Origin of the sequence: Microbacterium sp. ZOR0019 (genome assembly GCF_000800925.1) — a bacterium.
GTDB classification, from domain to species: domain Bacteria; phylum Actinomycetota; class Actinomycetes; order Actinomycetales; family Microbacteriaceae; genus Microbacterium; species Microbacterium aurugineum.
In genome coordinates this window covers 86134-108359 of the sequence record NZ_JRKC01000005.1, presented here as the reverse complement: position 1 = coordinate 108359, position 22226 = coordinate 86134, and the positions used below count along the sequence as shown (strand labels likewise).

The following is a 22226-nucleotide window of genomic DNA, read 5'->3' as shown; positions in this document are numbered from 1 at the left end:
AACGGAGCGCATCACAGATGTCGGTAGACGTCCTGCAGGCTGAGGCCCTTCGCGAGCATCATCACCTGGACGTGGTACAGCAGCTGGGAGATCTCCTCGGCGGCAGCGTCGTCGGACTCGTACTCCGACGCCATCCACACCTCGGCGGCTTCTTCCACGATCTTCTTGCCGATCGTGTGCACGCCGCCGTCGAGCTCGGCGACCGTGCCCGATCCTTCAGGGCGGGTCTCTGCCTTGACGCTGAGCTCGGCGAACAGCTCGTCGAAAGTCTTCACGCTTCCAGGCTAGCGGCTCGGGCGAGGTCTCTCAGCCGGGTGACGGCCGCCTCGACGTCATCGGCCCCGTACACGGCCGATCCGGCGACGAAGGTGTCGGCGCCGGCCGCCGCGGCGATCTCGATCGTGCGATCGGAGATGCCCCCGTCGACCTGGAGCCATACCCGGGAGCCCCGCCGACGCGCCTCTGCCGCCAGCGCCTCGAGCTTGGGCATCGTCTCCGGCATGAAGCTCTGCCCGCCGAAGCCCGGTTCGACCGTCATCACGAGGATCTGGTCGAACTCATCGAGGATCTCGAACAACGAGTCGACGGGCGTGGCCGGCTTCACCGCGACACCCGCACGGGATCCGATGTCACGCAGTCGGCGAGCGAGCGCCACGGGGTCGGACGCGGCCTCCAGATGGAACGTGACACTCGCGGCGCCGATCTCGGCGTACTCCGGTGCCCACCGCTCCGGCTCCGTGATCATCAGATGGACATCGAGCGGGATGGGGCTGGTCGCCTGGATCCGCTCGACCATCTGCGGGCCGAACGTCAGGTTCGGCACGAAGTGGTTGTCCATCACGTCGACATGGGCGAAGTCCGCGGCGGCGATCCGGGCGAGATCCGCCTGCATGTTCACGAAATCGGCGGCGAGGATACTCGGGTTGATGCGCGGGGCGCGGGGCAGATCCACGGTCCTAGTCTTCCTTCCCGGATGAGGTGTTCTCGGTCGATGGGCGCTGCAGGAGCGCGAGGAACATGGCGTCGGTGCCGTGTCGATGCGGCCAGAGCTGGGCGCTGCCGGAGCTGGAACGGCCCTCGACCGCGAGATCGATCGGCGACATCGAGACATCCGCGATCGCCGCACGGGCATCGAGCTCCACGATGTCCGTGCGCGCCCGCAGCACCTCCTGCACGACGCCGGAGGTCTCCGCGAGATGCGGCGAGCACGTCACATAAGCGACGACGCCACCGGGAGCGAGCGCATCGACCGCAGCGGACAGCAGCTCGACCTGCAGCGGGACGAGTTCGGCGACATCCGCCGGCGACTTCCGCCAACGTGCCTCGGGGCGGCGACGAAGCGCGCCGAGACCCGTGCAGGGCGCATCGACGAGGATCCGGTCGAACTCCCCCGGTCGGGATGCGGCGAGAGCCCGCCCATCCTGCTCGTGGACGACGATGTCAGCCGGTACGGCCCGGAGAGCCTTGCGGACGAGTCGCGCGCGGACGGGGACGACCTCGTTCGCCTCCAGCGTGGCGTCATGCTCGAGCGCGATCGCGGCGAGGAGCGCGGTCTTCCCTCCCGGACCCGCGCAGAGGTCGAGCCAGCGCTCCCCCGAGACGATCGGCGCAGCGCCCGCCAGCGCGAGGGCCACGAGCTGGGAGCCCTCGTCCTGCACGCGCACGGTACCGCCGGAGGCTTCGACCGAGCGCCGGGGGTCGCCCCCGGGAGACGCGAAAGCGGTCGGCGCGTAGGGAAGACGAGGCTCGGCAGGCTCGGCCAGCCCCGGCAACGCGACGAGGGTCACCTCGGGCGAGATGTTGTCGGACTCCAGAAGCGCCTCGAGCTCGTCCCCGCGCCCTTCGGCTGCGAGGGCCCGACGGAGCGCCCTGATGACCCAGACCGGATGCGCGGTGCGCAGGGCGAGCCGCTCGTCATCGGAGCGCGCCTGCTCCTCGATGCGCGCCTGCCAGACCTCTCCCGAGTCGCGGGTGATACGACGGAGGACGGCGTTCGCGAAGCTCGACGCCCCACGCCCTGATGTCGTCGCCACGAGGTTCACCGATTCGTTCACAGCCGCGTGCGAAGCGACGCGGGTGGCGAGCAGCTGATGCACCGCGAGCCGCAGTGCGTCGAGCACCGCAGGGTCGATGCCGTCCGTCGGGCGGTCGGCTGCCGATGCGATGATCGCGTCATACGTGCCGAGCCTTCGCAACGTTCCGTACGTGAGCTCCGTCGCGAGCGCCGCGTCCTGCGGCGTGAGCCCCGCGTCGGCGATCGCGGTCGGGAGCACGAGGTTCGCATAGGCATCGGTCTCGGACACCGCGCGCAGCACGTCGTACGCGACCCGACGAGCGGGTTGAACAGCGCGCACAGGACCGCGCCGCACCGATCCCCGTCCCTCGCGGGAGGACTGCCCGGACGGACGTCGTCCCTGCGGCCTCGGGGTGCGACGCTCCCGTCCTTCGCCGCTCATGATCCTGCCTGCAGCTCATCGCCACTGCGCTGTCCGCGCCACCAGTCGACCGCGTTCATCGCTCCTTTGCCGGCCGGCTGCACGCGAGTCACCGCCAGCGCCCCCGAGCCCGTCCCGATGAGGAGCGCCTTCTTCGTGCCACGAAAGCGTCCGGGAGCGAGAGGCTCCGCATCCGCAGCGGGCACCGCTTCGAGCACCTTGAGCGCCTGCCCGCCGACCGTCGTGTGCGCGCCGGGTTCGGGAGTCGCACCTCGGAAACGTGCGAACACCGTGTAGAGCGGCGCGTTCCAATCGAGGAGGCCGTCGGCGTGTGACAGCTTGGCCGCGAAACTCGGCTCCCCCACCTGCGGTCGCGCGTCGGCTGTGCCGTCAGCGATCGCGTCGACCACCTGGGCCGTGAGGTCGGCACCGTCGTGGGCGAGAGTCTCGAGCGCCTCGCCCGCGGTCGCGGTCTCCGCGACCTCGATCTCCCGCGTCGCATAGACGTCGCCCGCATCCAGCTCGGCGACCAGCTGGAAGACACTCGCGCCGAGAACGTCGTCTCCCGCGATGAGCGCTCGTTGCACCGGGGCGGCTCCGCGCCATGCCGGAAGGAGGGAGAAATGCAGGTTGATCCAGCCCCTCGTCGGCATGGACAGGAGCGGCTCGCGGACCAGGCCCCCGTAGGCCACGATCACGCCGAGTTCCACCTCCAGAGCCGCGATCTCCGCGGTCGCGGCGTCGTCGAGCCGAGCGGCCTTGATCACGGGGAGTCCGAGTTCGAGGGCCGCCTGCGCGACCGGAGACGGCGTGAGCACACGCCGACGCCCGAGTGCGGCATCGGGCCGCGTCACGACCGCGGCGATGTCGTGCGAGGTCGCGAGACGACGCAGGGTGGGCACGGCAGCAGCGGGTGTACCGGCGAAGACGAGGCGCATGAAGGTTCTCCGGAAGGGTCAGAGCTCTGGATCGAGGATATCGAGACGGACCGAGAGTGTGCTCTTCGTCGACCGCCCCTTGCGTCGGCGGCCGCTCACTGCTTCGGCGACCACTGCCGCGCGCAGGGCCGTGGCGACACGGCTGCCGGCGCTGTAGTCGAAACGCACGAGGGCACGTACGCGGGGAGGCACCTCGTCGGACTCGACGGGAACAGGTCCGAGGACGGCATCGCTGGGGAGGGCGAGTTCCTTGAGCGCGGCGAGAGCGTCACCGACGGCAGAAGCCGACCCCTGCACGAGTGCCACGCGCGTCGTGGGCGGCATGTGCAGGGGCGCCCGACTCTCCAGCTCGGCGCGCGCATGGGCCGCGTGGTTCCAGGTCGCGAGCGCCTTGGCCGCTGCGCCGTTCACTCCGACCAGGTGGACGGGTGCTCCGGGCGCGGCGAGGGCCGCGGCGTTCGACCACCAGCGCAGGCACGATTCCGCGACACGCAGGTCGGGGGCCTGGAGCATGCGCGGCCCGTCCAGCAGGACGACCGCTCGGTAGCCGCCGTCGGCGATCGGCTCCGCTCCACGGGTCGCGACCACGAGTGCGGGTCTGTCCGTGACGCGTTCGACCGGATGCGCACTGTCGGCGACGATCACGCGGACACCCGGAAAGGCGCGTCCGAGCTCATCGGCGGTGCGTTCGCTCCCGGACGACGCGAGGCGCAGCTTCGTCGAGGAGCACGACGGGCACGTCCACGCGCTCGCACCCCGCCCACACCAGCCGCACACCGGCACGGCCCCACGATGCCGCGCACCGAGTGGTCCCCCGCAGTGCGGGCAGCGTGCGGGTGCTCGGCAGTCGGCGCACACCAAGGATGGGGAGAATCCCGGGCGCGAAACCTGGACGAGGACGGGTCCTTCGGCCGCGGCGTTGCGCGCAGCGAGGAACGCCGATGACGGCATGCGTTGAGCCGTCGGCTGCTCCATCTCCTGTGCCGTGCTGAGGACGACCCGCGGAAGCACGCGACGCGTGGCCCGGACATCCTGCAGCCAACCGAGTACGACGAGGCGCTCGACGTCGGTCGTACGCGAGTGCCCCGCGAACAGCAGTGCGGAGCCCTCGAGCTCTTGTCGGAGGAGCGCCGCGTCACGGGAATTGACGTACGGCGACAGCGGTTCTCCGAGCAATGGGTCGCCATCGTCCCAGATCGCCACCAGCCCGGCGGCCACAGGCGAGTAGACCGCGGAGCGATTGCCGACGACGATGCAGGGAGCGTCCTCGAGTGTGCGCAGAAAGGCCCGATAGCGGTCGGGGTTGGTCTGCCGGGAGTCGTGACGCACCACCGTGCCAGCGGGCACGAGCGGCTCGAGCGCGGCGAGCAGACGATCGAGATCGCGATGGTCCGGAACGACGATGATCGAGGACCGACCCGACGACAATGTCCGCGCTGCAGCCGAGGCCAGGAGTTTCGCCCACCCCTGCACGCCGTCGAGGAGCTGCGGGATCGCTTCGACCGCGGCGCGTCCTCCGGTATCGAGGACGGCGCCGAGGCCGTCGTAGGCCGCGATGGCTTCCTCCGCGATCTCGCGAGCGGCGGCATCAGGCTGCATTTCGGGCGAGTCCGCCGTCCAGGCCTTCTCGACCCGCACCTGACGCTTGGGGATCACGAGGCGCAGCACGTCCGAGGCCGACCCGGCAGCACGATCGGCAACTCGACGTGCCAGCGTGTAGAGGCGCTCGGGAAGGACGGGCACGGCCGAGACAACGCTCTCGACCTCGGACAGCGGGCGGTCGGCGTCGTCTTCGGTGTCGATCTCGACGATGTATCCGTCGATCACCCGCCCCGCGGTGCGCAACGGCACGCGGACCCGGACGCCGAGCGGTACGTCGCCGAGCTCTGCGGGAAGCGCGTAGTCGAAGAGCCGGTCGAGTTGAGGCAGCGGCGAATCGAGGAGCACGCGCGCGATGCGCCGGCTCTCCGGAGGCATCAGGACCGTGGTCCCATCAGAGCCCGGCAGCGCGGCGAAGCTCTTCGGCGCGGTCGGTGCGCTCCCAGGTGAAGTCGGCGAGCTCTCGACCGAAGTGACCGTACGCCGCGGTCTGGGCGTAGATCGGCCGCAGAAGGTCGAGCTGCTCGATGATCGCCTGCGGGCGCAGATCGAACACGTCGGTGATGGCCCGGGTGATCACCTCGTCCGAGACCTTTCCGGTGCCGAAGGTCTCGACGTACAGGCCGACCGGACGCGCGACGCCGATCGCGTAGGCCACCTGCAGTTCGAGACGGTCGGCGAGTCCTGCCGCCACCGCGTTCTTGGCCACCCAACGCGTGGCGTAGGCACCGGAGCGGTCGACCTTCGACGGGTCTTTCCCGCTGAACGCTCCACCGCCGTGTCGCGCTGCCCCGCCGTAGGTGTCGATGATGATCTTGCGTCCGGTGAGTCCGGCGTCGCCCTTCGGGCCTCCTGTGACGAACGGGCCCGCGGGGTTGATGTAGAGCGTGACGTCGTCGAGGTCGAGGCCCGTCGTGGCGAGGACCGGGTCGATGACGTGCCGGCGCACCTGATCCTGCAGCTCGTCCTGGGAGATCTCCGGGTGGTGCTGCGTGGAGACGACGACCGCGTCGACGGTCTTCGGCGTGAAGCCGTCGTAGCCCAGCGTGACCTGAGTCTTGCCGTCGGGGCGCAGGAACGGCAGCACTCCGCTGCGACGGACCTCGGTGAGATGTTCCGCCAGGCGGTGTGCGGTCCAGGCAGCCATCGGCATCAGCTGGGGCGTCTCGTTCGTCGCGAAGCCGAACATGATGCCCTGGTCGCCTGCGCCGAGCCCGTCGAGCGGATCGACGGACGACCCGTCGCGGTGCTCCTGCGCGCTGTCGACGCCGTGGGCGATGTCGGTGGACTGCTCCCCCACCGAGACGCTCACACCGCAGGACGCGCCGTCGAAGCCGGTCTCGCTGGAGGTGTAGCCGATACCGTTCACGACCTGGCGGACGATCGTCGGGATATCGACGTAGGCCTCGGTGCGGATCTCACCGGCGACGTGGACGAGGCCGGTCGTGACGAGCGTCTCGACGGCCACGCGAGAACCGCGGTCCTTCGCGATCAGACCATCGAGGATGCTGTCCGAGATCTGGTCGCAGATCTTGTCCGGATGCCCTTCGGTGACGGACTCGGACGTGAACAGACGCAGCGCGCTCATCGATTCTCCAGAACGGGACGGACAGAAGGGGGTGTGGCACCCATTCTGGACTGCGCCTCCGACAGACGGGAGGCGCAGTCTCGAATATCACTCCGCGTGACGCAGGCGGAGCTTGTCCTCGTTGATCTCGTGCAGCGCGATGGTGAGCGGCTTGTCCTCGACGGAGGAATCGACCAGCGGGCCCACGTTGTCGAAGAGGTTGCCCTCGTGCAGGTCCGAGTAGTAGTCGTTGATCTGGCGCGCGCGCTTTGCGGCGTAGATCACGAGCTCGTACTTGGAGTCGACGCGGTCGAGCAGGTTGTCGATGGGGGGATCGATGATGCCGTTGTTGTGTCCGGCCATGGTGAGACCTCCTGATCAGGCGACGGGATCGTCGCGAAGACGGTGCGAAAGGCGCGCGAAGACGCTCAGCGCGCAGAGCTTGAAGACAATTCTACGACCTCACGGGCCGCGGTGGCGACGTCCTCGTTCACGATCAGGTGATCGAACTCGTTCTGAGCGGCCAGTTCGACCTTCGCGGTACGCAATCGGCGGGCCCTCTCTTCGGCCTCTTCGGTGCCGCGCCCGACCAGTCGATGCACCAGCTCATCCCAGCTCGGCGGCAGCAGGAAGATGAGCGTCGCGGCGGGTTCCGCTCGCCGCACCTGACGCGCACCCTGCAGGTCGATCTCGAGGAGGACCGTCTTGCCCTCGGCCAAAGCGGCATCGATCGGTGCGCGCGGGGTGCCGTATCGGGAGCGGTTGTGCACCACCGCGTATTCGAGGAGCTCGTCGTCGGCGATCAGCCGGTCGAACTCCGCGTCATCCACGAAGTAGTAGTGGACACCGTCGATCTCGCCCGGACGAGGCGGCCGCGTGGTCGCCGAGACCGACAGATGGATCTCCGGGTTGTGCTCACGGATATGCGCGGCCACCGTTCCCTTGCCCACGGCCGTCGGACCGGCGAGCACGAGCAGGCGACTCCGCTCTCCACGCGGCTCCGGTACCGGGAAGCGTGCGTCGAGCCACGTCTCCAGTGCACGACGCTGACGTGCGCCGAGGCCTCCAAGACGTTTGACCGGCGAGATGTGGAGCTCCTCCAGGATCCGGTCGCGCTTGCCCGCACCGATGGCGGGGAGAGCCAGCAGGAAGTCGGTGATGCGCATCGACCCCTCGACGGAGTCGGCGTCCGCTGTGGCGCGACGCAGCACCGCCTGCGGCGTGACCACCCGCATCGTCAGGTCGCGCTTGACGGAGGCTCTGGCACGGCGCCGTTCGACCGCACGGCGCGCGGCCGCAGCTCGATCGACCTCAGGAACGGTCCGCTGGGCGTCAGACACCGGCCACCTCGAGGTACTCGGCCGCGCGTGCGGCGACGGTCCGGGCCAGGTCGACCGGGCCTGCGGAGAGGATGCTGCGGCTCTCGCTCGCGATCACGGCGTTCGACAGCGCACCGAAGCGCGGCCGCAGGTCGGAGGGAGCAGCACCCTGCGCACCGAAGCCCGGAGCCAGGATGGGGGCGACGGGCTCGAAGGGTTCGATACCCGCCGGGGCCCACTCCACGGTGGCACCGATGACGAAGCCGAAGCTCCCCCACTCCCCTGCCGCCACCTGCTCGGCGTTGCGCCCCGAGACCTCGGAGATGATCGATGCCGACACGGTCGCGCCGTCGGACGCCGTGGACCGCTGGAGTCCCTCGGCCTGGGGGTTGCTGGTCGCCGCGAGGACGAAGAGCCCCTTGTGGTGCTCTCCGGCGAGGGCGAAGGCCCCGTCGAGGGCTCCGACACCGAGGAAAGGACTCACCGTGAGTGCGTCCGCCTCCAACGGCGAACCCGGCGTGAGCCAGGCGCGCGCGTAGTCATCCATGGTCGACCCGATGTCGCCCCGCTTGGCGTCGGCGATCACGATGAGGCCGGCCGCGCGCGCTGCGGCGAGGACGTCTTCGAGCGCGGCGATGCCCCGGGAGCCGAAGCGCTCGAAGAACGACACCTGCGGCTTCACGAAGCCGACTCTCCCGGTGGCAGCCTCGACGGTCCGCAGGCCGAATTCACGCACGCCCTGCGCGTCGTCCGACAGTCCCCACGACGCGAGCAGCGCGGCGTGGGGGTCGATGCCGACGCAGAGGGGTCCTCGTGCGCCGAGCACGGAGCGGACCCGCTCGCCGAAGCGTGCGCTCACAGTGCCGCCTTCCGGTCCAGTGCGTACTCCTGGAGGCTCTTGACCTGGAAGCCCTCGTGGGCGGCGTCCATTCCGCTCACGGCCGCCCCGAGCACCGCCATCGTGGTGAACAGGGCCTTGTCGGCGGCGACTGCTGCGGCACGGATCTCGTAGCCGTCCGCGCGGGCTGTGCCACCGGAGGGAGTGTTCACGACGATGTCGATCTCGCCCTCGTTGATGAGGTCGACGATGTTCTTCGCGCCCGTCTCCTGCGTCGAGCTGTACTTCTCGACGACGGTGACCGCGATGCCGTTGCGCGAGAGGATCTCGGCGGTGCCCTCGGTCGCGACGATCGTGAAGCCGAGCTGTCGCAGACGGTGCGCGGGAAGGATGACGGCCCGCTTGTCCGAGTCGGCGACCGAGATGAACACCGTCCCCGACGTGGGCATGCCCCCGTAGGCCGCGGCCTGACTCTTCGCGAATGCGGTCGGGAAGTCGCGGTCGATCCCCATGACCTCACCGGTGGATCGCATCTCCGGTCCGAGCACGGAGTCGACCGTCTTGCCGTCGGCGGTGCGGAATCGCTTGAACGGAAGCACCGCTTCCTTCACGGACACCGGCGCGTCGAGCGGGACCCGCGAGCCGTCCTGTTCGGGGAGCATGCCTTCGGCGCGCAGCTCGGCGATCGTCGAACCGGTCATCACGCGGCTCGCCGCCTTGGCCATCGGGATGCCGAGCGCCTTCGAGACGAAGGGCACGGTACGGCTGGCGCGCGGGTTCGCCTCGATAACGTAGAGCACTCCGGCGCTGATGGCGAACTGCACGTTGAGCAGTCCGCGGACGCCCACGCCCTTCGCGATGGCGAGCGTGGCCTCCCGCACGCGATCCACGTCGGTGCGGCCGAGCGAGACGGGCGGCAACGTGCAGCTGGAGTCGCCGGAGTGGATCCCGGCCTCTTCGAGGTGCTCCATGACACCACCGACGAACAGGTCGGTGCCGTCGTAGAGGGCGTCCACATCGAGCTCGATCGCGTCGTCGAGGAATCGGTCGACCAGGAGCGGCTTGCCCTCTTCGATCACGACTTCACCCGCGGTGCGCACGAAGTAGTCCCGGAGCGACGCGGTGTCGTAGACGATCTCCATACCGCGGCCGCCGAGCACGAAACTCGGACGCACCAGCACCGGATAGCCGATCTCCTCGGCGATGCGCACAGCGCCCTCGACGTCGATCGCGGTGCCGTTGCGCGGGGCGACCAGACCGGCCTCATCGAGCAGGCGGGAGAAGAGCTCGCGCTCCTCCGCCAGGTCGATCGCCTCGGGGCTGGTGCCGAGCACGGTGTAGCCCGCGGCTTCGATACCCTTCGCGAGGCCGAGCGGCGTCTGACCGCCGAGCTGGCAGACGACACCGAGGATCGTCCCGCTCGCGGCCTCCGCGTCCAGCACCTCCAGCACGTCCTCGAGCGTCAGCGGCTCGAAGTACAGGCGATCCGAGGTGTCGTAGTCGGTCGAGACCGTCTCCGGGTTGCAGTTGACCATGACGGTCTCGAAGCCTGCATCCGACAGCGCGAACGAGGCATGCACGCACGAGTAGTCGAACTCGACACCCTGACCGATGCGGTTGGGACCGGAGCCGATGATGACGACCTTGGTCCGATCGGACGGAGCGACCTCGGTCTCGAAGTCATAGCTCGAGTAGTGGTACGGAGTCAGCGCCGGGAATTCGCCGGCACAGGTGTCCACCGTCTTGTAGACCGGTCGGATCCCGAGGCCATGGCGCACCCCGCGCATCTCCGCCTCCGAGGTTCCGCGGAGCTCGGCCAGCTGAGCGTCCGAGAAGCCGTGCTCCTTGGCGTAGCGGAGAGTGGCCGCATCGAGCTCGGGCGCCGTGCGCACGATCTCCGCGACCTCGTTGATGAGCACGATCTGGTCGAGGAACCAGGGGTCCATCGCCGTCGCCTCGAAGGCCTGCTCGACCGTTGCACCCTTGCGCAATGCCTGCTGCAGCGTGACGATACGACCGTCGGTCGGCGTCTTCGAGATCTCGAGCAGCTCCTCCACGGAACGCTCCTCCGCTCCCCAGTGGAAGCTCGACCCGCGCTTCTCCAGCGAACGGAGCGCCTTCTGCAGGGCGGTCGCGTAGTTGCGACCGATCGCCATCGCCTCGCCCACGGACTTCATGGTCGTGGTCAGCGTCGCGTCCGCAGCCGGGAACTTCTCGAAGGCGAAGCGCGGGACCTTGACGACCACGTAGTCGAGCGTCGGCTCGAAGCTCGCCGGCGTCACACCGGTGATGTCGTTCGGGATCTCATCGAGGCGGTAGCCCAGGGCCAGCTTGGCTGCGAGCTTCGCGATCGGGAAGCCCGTGGCCTTCGAGGCCAGGGCGCTCGAGCGCGAGACACGCGGGTTCATCTCGATGACGATGATCCGGCCGTTCTTCGGATCGACCGCGAACTGGATGTTGCAGCCTCCGGTGTCGACGCCCACGGCGCGGATGATGTCGATGCCGATGTCGCGCATCTTCTGGTACTCGCGGTCGGTGAGGGTCAGTGCCGGCGCGACCGTGATCGAGTCACCCGTGTGCACGCCGACCGGATCGACGTTCTCGATCGAACAGACGACGACCGTGTTGTCGGCCGTGTCGCGCATGAGCTCGAGCTCGTACTCCTTCCACCCGAGGATCGACTCCTCGAGGAGCACCTCGGTGGTGGGCGAGTCGCGCAGGCCCGCTCCGGCGATGCGACGGAGGTCTTCCTCGTCGTAGGCGAAGCCGGAGCCCAGGCCCCCCATCGTGAAGCTGGGACGGACCACCATCGGGTAGCCGAGCTCGTCCGCGGCGGCCAGCACCTCCTCCATCGTGTGCGCGATGCGGGAGTCTGCCACGTCGGCGCCGGCGTCGAGGACCAGCTGCTTGAAGATCTGGCGATCCTCGCCCTTGTTGATCGCCTCGAAGTTGGCGCCGATGAGCTCGACGTCGTACTTCTCGAGGATGCCGTGGTTGTGGAGCTCGATCGCGGCGTTGAGCGCGGTCTGTCCACCGAGGGTCGGCAGGATCGCGTCGGGGCGCTCCTTGGCGATGATCGTCTCGATGACCTCCCACGTGATCGGCTCGATGTAGGTCGCATCGGCGAAGTCGGGGTCGGTCATGATCGTGGCGGGGTTGGAGTTGACCAGGATGACCCGGACTCCCTCCTCGCGCAGCACACGACAGGCCTGAGTACCGGAGTAGTCGAACTCGCAGGCCTGGCCGATGACGATCGGGCCGGAACCGATGACGAGGACGGAGTTGATGTCGTCGCGCTTGGGCATTACTTGGAGTCCTTCTGGCTGGCGATGACCAGGTCGCGGAACCTGTCGAAGAGATAGTTGGCGTCGTGCGGGCCCGCTGCCGCCTCGGGGTGGTACTGCACCGAGAAGGCCGGGATGTCGAGAGCGCGGAGTCCCTCGACGACGTTGTCGTTCAGCCCGACATGGCTGACCTCGACCTTGCCGTACCCGTTCGGGCTGTCGAAGGTCCCCTCGATCGGAGCCTCGACGGCGAAGCCGTGGTTGTGGGCGGTGATCTCCACCTTGCCGGTCTGCTTGTCGAGCACGGGCTGGTTGATGCCACGGTGGCCGAACGGCAGCTTGTAGGTGCCGAGACCCAGCGCACGGCCCAGGAGCTGGTTGCCGAAGCAGATGCCGAAGAACGGCAGCCCGTCGTCGAGCACCGCACGCAGCAGCTCGACGTGATCGCCCGAGGCCGCGGGGTCACCAGGGCCGTTCGAATAGAAGACGGCGACGGGGTCCACGGCTCTGATCTCATCGATGGTCACGTTCTGCGGAAGCACGTGCACGTCGAAGCCGCGGGCCGCGAGATTGTCGATCGTCGCCTGCTTCACACCGAGGTCGAGCACGGCGAGGTTGCCGATCCGCGCCCCCATCGCGGTCGTCACGGTCGCGACGTCGACGGAGACCTCGGCGGACAGATTGCGTCCTGCCATCTCGGGCGCCTCGCGGACGATGCGCACCTGCTCCTCGGGGTCGAGCGACGCTTCGGCGCCGGAGAAGATGCCGCCGCGCATGGAGCCGGCTGAGCGGATGTGGCGCGTGATCGAACGGGTGTCGACCCCGCTGATGCCCACCACGCCGTCCTGGACGAGCACATCGTCGAGCGACGCGTTGGCGCGCCAGTTCGAGACGACGCGCGAAGGGTCGCGCACGATGTAGCCGGAGACCCAGATGCGGCGCGACTCGGCGTCTTCGTCGTTCATGCCGGTGTTGCCGATGTGCGGTGCCGTCTGCAGGACGATCTGACCCGCGTACGAAGGATCCGTGATGGTCTCCTGGTATCCGGACATGCCGGTCGCGAAGACGACTTCGCCGAGGGTACGACCGCGTGCGCCGTAGGCGCGTCCGGCGTGACGCGTGCCGTCCTCCAGGACGAGCACGGCGGGGTCGGGCAGCTGGGCCGCGGGGGCCTGCCCGGCGGGTGTCGAGAGAGTCATGACTTTGCTCCTGTGTCGGGGGCGGCGGGGACGAGCCGCTGCAGGTCGGAGATGAGGTTCTGAGGCTCGCCGGTGGCGAGGCGCAGGTAGCTGTCGACGACGGTGTCGTCGGCGATCTTCCAGGCGATGCGCACGAGGCCGCCGGGCTCGACCACGCGGTCGATCGTGACGGTGGCACGATCGACGGTGACGAGCCGGTCGTTCGCGAGGAAGACCGTCGGGGTTCCGTCGAGGCAGAGGGCGATGCCGCGATCCGTGAGGGCGAGCTCGCCGCGTGCCCGATACGCGAGAGGGGACACCGCGAGGCGTTCGAGCGGCTGCTCGTGTCGTGTCGTCGACACGTACAGCACCTCGTCGCGGCGGACGATCTCCGCATGCTCAGGGACTCCGAGCGGCGCCGTGAACACGGAATCGCGGCGCATTCGTCGTCGCCAGGCGAAGAGCATCGCCAGCAGGATCAGGAGCGCCACCGCGATCATGATCGCGACGGCGAGGTCCCGAGCGCTCATGCGCGGAGCTCCTCGACGACGTGTCCGCCGTCGACGGTGAGGGTGCCGCCGTGGATGGTGTACTCCACGCGTCCGGGGAGCGTCCGGCCGAGGTAGGGCGAGTTCACGCTCCGGCCGTGGAGATCCGCCTCCGTGAAGACGCCGTCGACAGATGCGTCATACAGCGTGAGGTGGGCCGGCTGTCCGACGTCGAGCGGAGTGCCGTGGCCGGCGAGCCTACCGATGCGTGCCGGTGTCGAACTCATGACGCGCGCGACGTCGGACCATTCGAGCAGCCCGGTCTGCACCATCGACTGATGCACCACGCGGAGCGCGCTCTCGAGGCCCACCATGCCGTTCGCCGCTGCCTGCCACTCGCACGCCTTGTTCTCGCTCGGATGCGGTGCGTGATCGGTGGCCACGATGTCGATCGTTCCGTCGGCGAGGCCCTCGCGCACGGCGTGCACATCCTCTTCGCGACGCAGCGGCGGATTGACCTTGTAGCGAGCGTCGTAGCCGCGCACGAGCTCGTCGGTCAGCAACAGGTGGTGCGGGGTGACCTCAGCGGTGACGTCGATGCCGCGCTTCTTGGCCCAGCGGATGATGTCGACCGACCCTGCCGTCGAGAGGTGGCAGACGTGCAGGCGGGATCCCACGTGCTCGGCCAGCAGCACGTCGCGGGCGATGATCGACTCCTCCGCCACCGCGGGCCAGCCGCTCAGACCGAGTTCGGCCGACACGATGCCTTCGTTCATCTGGGCACCCTCGGTGAGACGAGGATCCTGAGCGTGCTGGGCGATGACGCCGCCGAAGGACTTCACGTACTCCAGCGCGCGGCGCATGATGAGCGGATCGAACACGCAGAAGCCGTCGTCGCTGAAGACGCGCACCTTCGCGCGGGACGACGCCATCGCTCCCAGTTCCGCGAGACGCTCGCCCTTCTGCCCGACCGTGACGGCGCCGATGGGCTGCACGGTGGCATAACCGGCTGCCTCGCCCAGGCCGAGCTCCTGCTCGACCACTCCGGCGGTGTCCGCCACGGGAGAGGTGTTGGGCATCGCGAACACCGCGGTGAAACCACCGGCGGCTGCGGCCCTCGTCCCGGTGAGGATCGTCTCCGACGCTTCATAGCCGGGTTCGCGCAGATGCGTGTGCAGGTCGACGAGCCCGGGCAGGGCCACGAGCCCCGCGCCGTCGATGATGCGCGCACCGGCGCGATGCAATCCCTGACCGATGTCGGCGATGCGGCCGTCTTCGATGATGATGTCGGCGCTCTCGGCACCAAGCATCTGTGCGCCAGTGATGACGAGGGTCTCGCTCACAGGTCTCCCCCTCGTTCGTCGTCTCGTTCCCCTGCCAGCAGCAGGTACAGCACCGCCATGCGGACGGACACCCCGTTCGTCACCTGCTCCAGCACCGTCGAGCGGGGGGAATCGGCAGCTTCCGAAGAGATCTCCAGTCCCCGGTTCATGGGTCCGGGGTGCATGACAATGCTACCTGCCGGAAGACCGCCCACACGCCGTGCGTCCAGGCCCCAGCGGCGGGAATACTCCCGCTCAGTCGGGAAATACGCCGCGTTCATCCGTTCCAGCTGGATACGCAGCATCATCACGGCGTCCGGGTCCTCCGCCAGCGCGTGATCGAGGTCGTACTCGACCCGAACCGGCCAGAGAGACACGTTCTGCGGCACCAACGTGGGCGGTGCCACCAGGGTGACGTCGGCACCCAACGTGGTGAGCAGCCAGACGTTGGAACGGGCAACGCGGGAGTGCAGCACGTCACCGACGATCACGACCCGCAGCCCGCTGAGGTCCCGTCCTCGGCTGTCGCCACCGAAGCGACGCTTGCGGATGGTGAAGGCGTCGAGCAGCGCCTGCGTCGGGTGCTCGTGGGTGCCGTCCCCGGCGTTCACCACTCCGGCCGAGATCCAGCCGCTGGTGGCGAGGGTCTGCGGCGCTCCGGAGCCGGGGTGCCGGACCACGACCGCGTCGGCGCCGATCGCCTCGAGCGTCTGCGCCGTGTCTTTCAGGCTCTCGCCTTTGGAGACGCTGGACCCCTTCGCGGCGAAGTTGATCACATCGGCGGAGAGACGCTTGGCGGCTGCCTCGAACGAGATGCGGGTGCGGGTCGAGTCCTCGAAGAAGAGGTTCACGACGGTCTTGCCGCGCAGTGTCGGGAGTTTCTTGACCTCGCGGGACTGCGTGTCCGCCATGTCTTCGGCGACGTCGAGGATGCGCAGTGCGGTCGCCCGATCCAGGGTGCGGGTGTCGAGAAGATGCCTCATTCGCCGATCGTCACCTCCTCGGCCCCGTCGTTCTCGAAGAGGCGCACGTTGACGCGCTCCGTGCGCGCGGAGGGGATGTTCTTGCCGATGAAGTCCGGCCGGATCGGAAGTTCACGATGCCCGCGGTCGACCAGGATCGCCAGCCGGACGACAGCGGGGCGGCCGATCGACTGGATCGCGTCCAGTGCGGCCCGGATGCTCCGGCCGGAGAAGAGCACATCATCGACGAGCACGACCGTCTTGCCGTCGATGCCGCCGACCGGGATCTCCGTGGGCTGCGGCGATCGGGTCGGGTGCTTGGCGAGGTCATCCCGGAAGAGGGTGACATCGAGCGCGCCGACGGGAACGGACTCTTGGGCGATCTCGCTGATCAGCAGGCCGAGGCGATGGGCGAGAGTGACGCCGCGGGTCGGAACTCCCAGCAGGACGAGGTTCTCGGCTCCTCGATTGGATTCGAGGATCTCGTGCGCGATACGGGTCAGCGCGCGTGAGATGTCGGCTTCGTGCAGCACGGTGCGCATGCTCATCGGCCGCTCCCTTCTCCGCCTCACAGGACGGTGTTAAAGGTTGCTAGTCAGGCCAGTCTATCGGAGCGCGGACTCTCCGCGATCAGCTCGCCTCCTGCAGCACGGGATCGGTGACGTCGTCGACCTTGGCGGAACGGATCGGGTGCCCGGCCGTGGAGAGGCATCGACCGGTCTTCAGATCCCACTTCCAGTCGTGCATGCTGCAGGTGAGGATCCCGTCCTCGTCGACGGTACCCGTTCGGGTGAGGTCGGCGCGCAGGTGCGGGCAGCGCCGCTGGACGACCCAGTCGCCGATCTCCGCGTCCTCCGTCTGATCCGTCTGCTCCTGATACCAGTTCTCGACGTATTCGATCCGGTCGACCGAGAGGCACTTGAGGAACGTGGTGAGGAACTCGTTGAACTTGCCGCTGCGTCCCACCGAGAACTGCATCGAGAGGAAGATCGAGTTCGACCAGTCGATCTCGTGATCGACGATGTTCGTGGAGACGAGATCTGCGGGGATGGTGTACCAGTACACGCACTCCTCCCCCGCGTACTCGCGGACCTTCGCACGAGGGAAGTCGACGACCATGTCGAGTTCGCCGATGCGGAAGCGCACACATCCGCCGACGCCCAACCGGATCGTGCGGGACTTCTTCAGCAACGGCTCCCACCAGGTCTTGATCGCCTCGAGCATCTCGGCCGGGGGAATGATCTCGGCACGAGACGCCTCTTCGTCGCGGATCTCCTGCTGCCGGCTCGCGCGCTGCTCCTCGAGGTACTCCCACTTCTCGTCGAAGATGTGAGCGATCTCGGCGTCGGTGTAGAGCGTCTGCTCGGACGTGACGTTGCCTCCCTCGACCGTGACGACGGTCCCGGGGATGAAGAGCTGACCGTCGTACTGCGGAGCGAGCTCCTTCATGTGCGCGAGGAACTGCTTCTGGTCCGTGAAGATCGATTCGCCGTTCTTGCCGAGACCATTGAAGTCGAACAGATCGTCGCGCAGGAACATGGGCGGACCGGCCATCGGGAAGACGTGCGGAGCATCGACCTTCTCGATGTAGTACATGGCGCGCTTGTTCTGCGCTTCGCGCTTGAGGCGGGCGAAGTTCTGCTTCGCCTCGAGCGGCAGGTCATAGACCATGGGCCACCAGATGGCGCCGGAGACCTGGGTGAAGTAGGCGTCGGGCGTGCCGAAGTCGAGCAGCTTCTCGAGGTCGAGCGGATGCGAGTCGTTCTGATTGAGCACCGAACCGGTGCCGTCGTCGACGCTCAACGAGGAGTCGCCGATCGGTCCGTCGCTGGGAGCGCGCAGCGGCGTGATCATCATCTTGAGGTCGCCGCGCTGGATCACCTGACCTGCCGGAGCGTAGGTGATGTTCGTGTAGCCGAGCGCGCGGATGTCCTTCTCGAGATCATCGGTCGGGTACTCCGGGAGCAGCACCTCGATGTCCTTGCGGATGTAGCGCTCGAGGAGACGCGGATCGAAGTGGTCGCGGTGGCGGTGCGAGATCCAGAGGAAGTCGGCTTCGCGGCCGAATCGCTCCCAATCCAGCCCCCGGTTGTCCGGGAACGGGAACCAGGATCCGTAGAAGGAGGGTCCGAGAACCGGGTCGCAGATGATGTTCCCGCCCACGGTCTCGATGAACATCCCGGCGTGGCCGAGTCCGGTGATCCGCATTGCATTCCTCCCGAAAGTGAACCGTTCGATTGTACCGAGGGCTCCCTGTGCGGCCGGTCGACCGAGCCGGGAGTATTCATCTCACCCCTCGAACAAGCCGCGGATGTCGTCGGCGGTCAGCGATTGCGCGAACAGCGCTTCCTCATCGAGGACGGCGGTGAACAACCGGGCCTTGCGGCGCTGCAGCTCGAGCACCTTCTCTTCGATGGTCCCGGTGGAGATCATCCGGTAGACGAACACCTGACGGTCCTGTCCGATGCGGTGCGTGCGGTCGATCGCCTGCGCCTCCGCCGCGGGATTCCACCACGGGTCGAGGAGGAACACGTAGTCGGCTTCGGTCAGCGTGAGGCCGAATCCCCCTGCCTTCAAGCTGATCAGGAACACCGGCTGCTCCCCGCCGGTGAATCCGTCGACCACCTTCTGGCGATGCCTGGTCGTCCCGTCCAAATGGGCGTATGGGATTCCCGCGGCATCCAGGCGGGCTGCGGCAAGGTCGAGGAAGGACGTGAACTGACTGAACACCAGGGCCCGGTGGCCCTCGGCCTGGAGCTCGATCACCCTCTCGAGGAGGACGTCGAGCTTGCGCGAACCGATCTTCGCGTCTTCCGGGTCGATGAGACCGGGAGCGAGGCTGAGCATGCGCATCAGGGTGAGCGAGCGGAACACGATGAAGCGGTTGCGATCGAGGTCTTCGAGTAAGCCCAGCACCTTCTGACGTTCCCGCTGCAGCACCGTCTCGTACAGGGCACGGTGGGAGGCACCGAGCTCGACCGCGAGGATCTGCTCCTGCTTCGCAGGGAGTTCCGGAGCGACGATCTCCTTCGTGCGCCGCAGCAGCAACGGGCGTATCCGTCGTCGCAACTGCGCGAGGCGTCGTTGCCGGTACTCGCCGCCCTCCTCGTTCTCCGGCACCTTGCCCTGCTCGATCGGCTGGATGTACCGCTCGCGGAATTTCCGCGCCGACGGGAAGAGTCCGGGCGCCGTGAGCTTCAACAGTGCCCATAGCTCGCTGAGGCTGTTCTCCATCGGGGTTCCGGTGACGGCGAAGGTCACATCGGCCGAGAAGGAGGCGACGGCGCGGTGCAGCTTCGTCGCGGGGTTCTTGACGAACTGCGCCTCGTCGAGGATGAGCCCCGCCCAATCCACAGCCGCGTACTCGGCCTCGTCGAGCCGGGCGACGGCATAGGTCGTGATCACGAGGTCGGTCTCGCCGAGGTGGTCGACCAACCCGGGACCCTGGGTGCTCGCCCGGAGCAGCACCCGAAGCGAGGGCGTGAATCGAGCGGCCTCGCTCCGCCAGGTGGCCAGCACGGAGGTGGGTACGACGACCAGGAACGGGCGATGCTCCCCCGCCTCCCTGGCGTGTGCGATGAGTGCGAGGAGCTGGAGCGTCTTGCCGAGTCCCATGTCATCGGCGAGGATTCCTCCCAGGCCGTGGTTCCAGAGGAATGCGAGCCAATCCAGCCCCTCCTTCTGGTACGGCCGCAGCGTGGCGTTCACCGCCGGCGGCACCGGAACCGAGGGCACGGAGGAAGCACGACGCAGAGCGTCGGCGGTGGCGCGCCAGGTGACGGCCGGGAGAGCCTCGTCGGCGAGGTCCTCGAACTCCTCCCAGAGGTCTGTCTGATACCGGCTGATCCGAGGACCCGTCTCCCACTCGTCGAGCGCGCCCGCTTCGTCGATGAGCTCACGCAGGTGATCGAGGGAGCGATGGTTCAGCGAGAAGTAGCTGCCGTCGACGAGGAGGAGCTTCTTCCGACCAGTGCTCAGCGCCGTGAACAGCGGTTCGAACGGGATCGTGCGCCCATCGATCTTGACCAGCACGCCGAGGTCGAACCAGTCCGGATCCGTGCTCTCCACGGTCGACACGGTGATCTCCGGGTCGCCCGTCAGCTCGTGATAGCTCTTGCGCCGACCCGAGACCACGACCGTGACGCCGTGGGCTTCGAGAGCGGGGACGATCCGGGTGACGAACTCTGCTGCCGCGACGTCGTGGAACGAGCCCGCTGCCTGGAGAGCCTCCCCCAGATGCTCGGTCCAGATGTTCTGAAGCGCGTCGCGGTGCGCCGCCTCCGCCGTGGTGTCGCGCACCGCATGATCACTGGCGGCGAACGGAACCCGTCCGAATCCGCGATACTCCCACGCGAAGGTATAGGAGACCGTGTCACCCCGACGGAACGACAGCTCCAGCACGGCATGAGGTGCGGGCAGCGCAGGCAGTTCGACACGGTCTGCGGAGCGCACGGTGATCCGACGCCCGAGCAGCGGATACGCATCCTGGAAGAACGCCGCTTCGTCACCCGCCGGAACCTCGAGACCCGCCGCGGGGCCGATCAGGGCGTGGACGGGCTCGCTGAGCGGCACCTCGGCGAGTGTCACGCGCAGGCGCGTGCCGTGCTGCGCGATCTCGTACACGCCGCTGCGACCGATCGCCCGGACGTCGCGGGGCTCGACCTCGCGGCCGTCGATCGTGATGTCGGGGCGTACCACGAGTCCTCCGTCCTCAGCGCGTCCGATCGTCGCGCCGATCGTGGCCTGCTCCGCCACGGCGACGCTCGTGTTCTTCTGCGTGGCGACGAGCGGTATCCCGAGGTCCGCAGCGGCTCGCAGGTGCCCCCACAGCAGGCCGGATTCGATCAGATCGGCGACCAGCCAGTCACCGGCGGTACCCGACAAGAGAGTGTCCCGGGCGATGCTCAGCAGGTCGGCGAACCACCGCGATCGATCCCGCCCATATTGCGAAGACGAACGCCGCACCGCGTCCCACGTCGCAGAGCCCTGCACCCAGGCATCCGTCGTGGCGCTCCGCTCGAGCGGGCGGATCCCGAGAAGGATCTCCCCCGTGCGCTTCGCCACGTCGCGGGCGGTGGCCGTGCGCTGCGGGCGCGAGGCCCAGGGGTTCGCCCCGCGCCCGTCGCGCACCCGCAACTCGACACCGAGCGCGAGGGGCGTCTTCGCGTCGTCACGCGAAGGACCGAGGATCGTACGCCAGTCTGCGTACGGCGGCCCCTCGGATCGGGACGGTTCGAACGGAAGAGCCATGCTTCCATCCTCTCCGCCACCGCCGACAGTGCGACGCGTCGGACGGGTCAGGCCGCGCGAGCCACCCGGGCGAGGACGCCGTGCACGAAGGCCCCGGAGTCGTCGGTGGAGAACTCCTTCGCGAGTTCGACGGCCTCGTCGATCGCAACCGCAGTCGGCACTTCGTCGTTGTACAGGATCTCCCACACCGCGATCCGGAGCAGCGCGCGATCGACCGCGGGCATGCGCTCCAGCTTCCAGTCCCGACTGTGCGTCGTGATCTGCTCGTCGATCTCGTCGCGGGTGTCGATGATGCCGTCGACGATCTCGCGCGCGTAGAGCCACGAGGCTTCGCGTGCGGGCTCACTCGCGGCGCGCTTGGCCTCGGCGGCTAGGGTCACGGCGAGGTCGTCCCCGCGCACATCGGAGGAGAAGAGGATGTCGAGAGCGCGCTTGCGCGCCTTCGTCCGGGCGCTCACGCCTTACTTCTCGCGGCCGAGGTAGTCACCCGTGCGGGTGTCGACCTTGACCTTGGTGCCGGCCTCGACGAACAGCGGCACCTGGATCTCGTAACCGGTCTCGAGCGTGGCCGGCTTGGTGCCTGCCGACGAGCGGTCACCCTGCAGGCCGGGCTCGGTGTAGGTGATCTCCAGGATCACGGAGGCCGGGAGGTCGAGGTACAGGGGGTTGCCGTTGTTCAGGGCGATCGTGACGGCCTGGTTCTCGAGGAGGAAGTTCTTCGCGTCGCCGACCGTGGCGGCCCCGACCGTGATCTGGTCGAAGTCGGTCTGGTCCATGAACACGTAGCCGTCGCCGTCCGTGTACAGGTAGGTGTAGTCGCGGCGGTCGACGTTCTCGATCTCGATCTTGGCGCCGGCGTTGTAGGTGCGGTCGACGACCTTGCCCGACACGACGTTCTTCAGCTTGGTGCGCACGAACGCGCCACCCTTGCCGGGCTTCACATGCTGGAACTCGATGACGCTCCAGAGCTGCCCGTCGATGCTGAGGACGACGCCGTTCTTGATGTCTGCGGTAGATGCCATGCGCTGCGAGTTCCGTTCGTGTGT

Annotated in this window: 19 protein-coding genes; all 19 read right to left on the bottom strand. The window is 68.2% G+C overall.

Going from position 1 to position 22226, the window contains the following annotated elements:
- Nucleotides 1-11 precede the first annotated feature (11 nt).
- The 19 genes from L978_RS01430 to efp all read right to left on the bottom strand — a co-directional run bounded on the left by L978_RS01430 (nt 12) and on the right by efp (nt 22202).
- Nucleotides 12-275 carry a phosphoribosyl-ATP diphosphatase gene (locus L978_RS01430; RefSeq protein ID WP_047519541.1) on the bottom strand — a complete coding sequence of 88 codons (264 nt, stop codon included), beginning with the start codon at nt 273-275 and terminating at the stop codon, nt 12-14.
- Nucleotides 272-952: a ribulose-phosphate 3-epimerase gene (gene rpe, locus L978_RS01425; protein ID WP_047519539.1), complete on the bottom strand. Its 681-nt coding sequence runs from the start codon at nt 950-952 to the stop codon at nt 272-274. Before rpe ends, L978_RS01430 begins: the two co-directional genes overlap by 4 nt.
- Before the next feature lie 4 nt (nt 953-956).
- Nucleotides 957-2456: an RsmB/NOP family class I SAM-dependent RNA methyltransferase gene (locus tag L978_RS01420; RefSeq protein WP_081996886.1), complete on the bottom strand. Its 1500-nt coding sequence runs from the start codon at nt 2454-2456 to the stop codon at nt 957-959.
- Nucleotides 2453-3373, bottom strand: a complete 921-nt coding sequence (fmt, locus tag L978_RS01415) for a methionyl-tRNA formyltransferase (protein WP_047519537.1) — start codon at nt 3371-3373, stop codon at nt 2453-2455. The genes L978_RS01420 and fmt overlap by 4 nt, the downstream gene beginning before the upstream one ends.
- An 18-nt stretch (nt 3374-3391) precedes the next feature.
- On the bottom strand, nt 3392-5350 hold the full coding sequence (locus tag L978_RS01410) for a hypothetical protein (RefSeq protein ID WP_047519535.1): 1959 nt from the start codon (nt 5348-5350) through the stop codon (nt 3392-3394).
- Nucleotides 5351-5366: 16 nt separating this feature from the next.
- Nucleotides 5367-6560: a methionine adenosyltransferase gene (gene metK / locus L978_RS01405; RefSeq protein WP_047519534.1), complete on the bottom strand. Its 1194-nt coding sequence runs from the start codon at nt 6558-6560 to the stop codon at nt 5367-5369.
- An 87-nt stretch (nt 6561-6647) separates the two neighbouring features.
- The gene (rpoZ, locus tag L978_RS01400) at nt 6648-6902 is read right to left on the bottom strand and encodes a DNA-directed RNA polymerase subunit omega (RefSeq protein WP_017204385.1); all 255 of its coding nucleotides are present in this window, start codon (nt 6900-6902) and stop codon (nt 6648-6650) included.
- Between the two features lie 65 nt (nt 6903-6967).
- Nucleotides 6968-7879 carry a guanylate kinase gene (gmk, locus tag L978_RS01395; protein WP_047519530.1) on the bottom strand — a complete coding sequence of 304 codons (912 nt, stop codon included), beginning with the start codon at nt 7877-7879 and terminating at the stop codon, nt 6968-6970.
- Nucleotides 7872-8717: an orotidine-5'-phosphate decarboxylase gene (pyrF, locus tag L978_RS01390; RefSeq protein WP_052193248.1), complete on the bottom strand. Its 846-nt coding sequence runs from the start codon at nt 8715-8717 to the stop codon at nt 7872-7874. The genes gmk and pyrF overlap by 8 nt, the downstream gene beginning before the upstream one ends.
- Complete coding sequence (gene carB / locus L978_RS01385) at nt 8714-12001, bottom strand: carbamoyl-phosphate synthase large subunit (RefSeq protein ID WP_047519528.1); 3288 nt, start codon at nt 11999-12001, stop codon at nt 8714-8716. Before carB ends, pyrF begins: the two co-directional genes overlap by 4 nt.
- On the bottom strand, nt 12001-13179 hold the full coding sequence (gene carA, locus L978_RS01380; RefSeq protein WP_052193247.1) for a glutamine-hydrolyzing carbamoyl-phosphate synthase small subunit: 1179 nt from the start codon (nt 13177-13179) through the stop codon (nt 12001-12003). The genes carB and carA overlap by 1 nt, the downstream gene beginning before the upstream one ends.
- On the bottom strand, nt 13176-13688 hold the full coding sequence (locus L978_RS01375; RefSeq protein WP_047519526.1) for a PH-like domain-containing protein: 513 nt from the start codon (nt 13686-13688) through the stop codon (nt 13176-13178). Before L978_RS01375 ends, carA begins: the two co-directional genes overlap by 4 nt.
- Nucleotides 13685-14989, bottom strand: a complete 1305-nt coding sequence (locus tag L978_RS01370) for a dihydroorotase (protein ID WP_047519524.1) — start codon at nt 14987-14989, stop codon at nt 13685-13687. The genes L978_RS01375 and L978_RS01370 overlap by 4 nt, the downstream gene beginning before the upstream one ends.
- Nucleotides 14986-15951, bottom strand: coding sequence for an aspartate carbamoyltransferase catalytic subunit (locus L978_RS01365; protein ID WP_047519522.1), 966 nt, complete (start codon nt 15949-15951; stop codon nt 14986-14988). The genes L978_RS01370 and L978_RS01365 overlap by 4 nt, the downstream gene beginning before the upstream one ends.
- Nucleotides 15948-16478: a bifunctional pyr operon transcriptional regulator/uracil phosphoribosyltransferase PyrR gene (gene pyrR / locus L978_RS01360; protein ID WP_047519520.1), complete on the bottom strand. Its 531-nt coding sequence runs from the start codon at nt 16476-16478 to the stop codon at nt 15948-15950. Before pyrR ends, L978_RS01365 begins: the two co-directional genes overlap by 4 nt.
- Before the next feature lie 82 nt (nt 16479-16560).
- Entirely contained in the window at nt 16561-18138 is a 1578-nt protein-coding gene (locus L978_RS01355) for a Rieske 2Fe-2S domain-containing protein (RefSeq protein WP_047519518.1), read from the bottom strand.
- 81 nt (nt 18139-18219) lie between these two features.
- Nucleotides 18220-21180 carry a DEAD/DEAH box helicase gene (locus L978_RS01350; RefSeq protein WP_047519516.1) on the bottom strand — a complete coding sequence of 987 codons (2961 nt, stop codon included), beginning with the start codon at nt 21178-21180 and terminating at the stop codon, nt 18220-18222.
- A gap of 47 nt (nt 21181-21227) precedes the next feature.
- The gene (gene nusB / locus L978_RS01345) at nt 21228-21638 is read right to left on the bottom strand and encodes a transcription antitermination factor NusB (RefSeq protein WP_047519514.1); all 411 of its coding nucleotides are present in this window, start codon (nt 21636-21638) and stop codon (nt 21228-21230) included.
- Between the two features lie 3 nt (nt 21639-21641).
- Nucleotides 21642-22202: an elongation factor P gene (efp, locus tag L978_RS01340; protein ID WP_047519512.1), complete on the bottom strand. Its 561-nt coding sequence runs from the start codon at nt 22200-22202 to the stop codon at nt 21642-21644.
- Between the last annotated feature and the right edge of the window lie 24 nt (nt 22203-22226).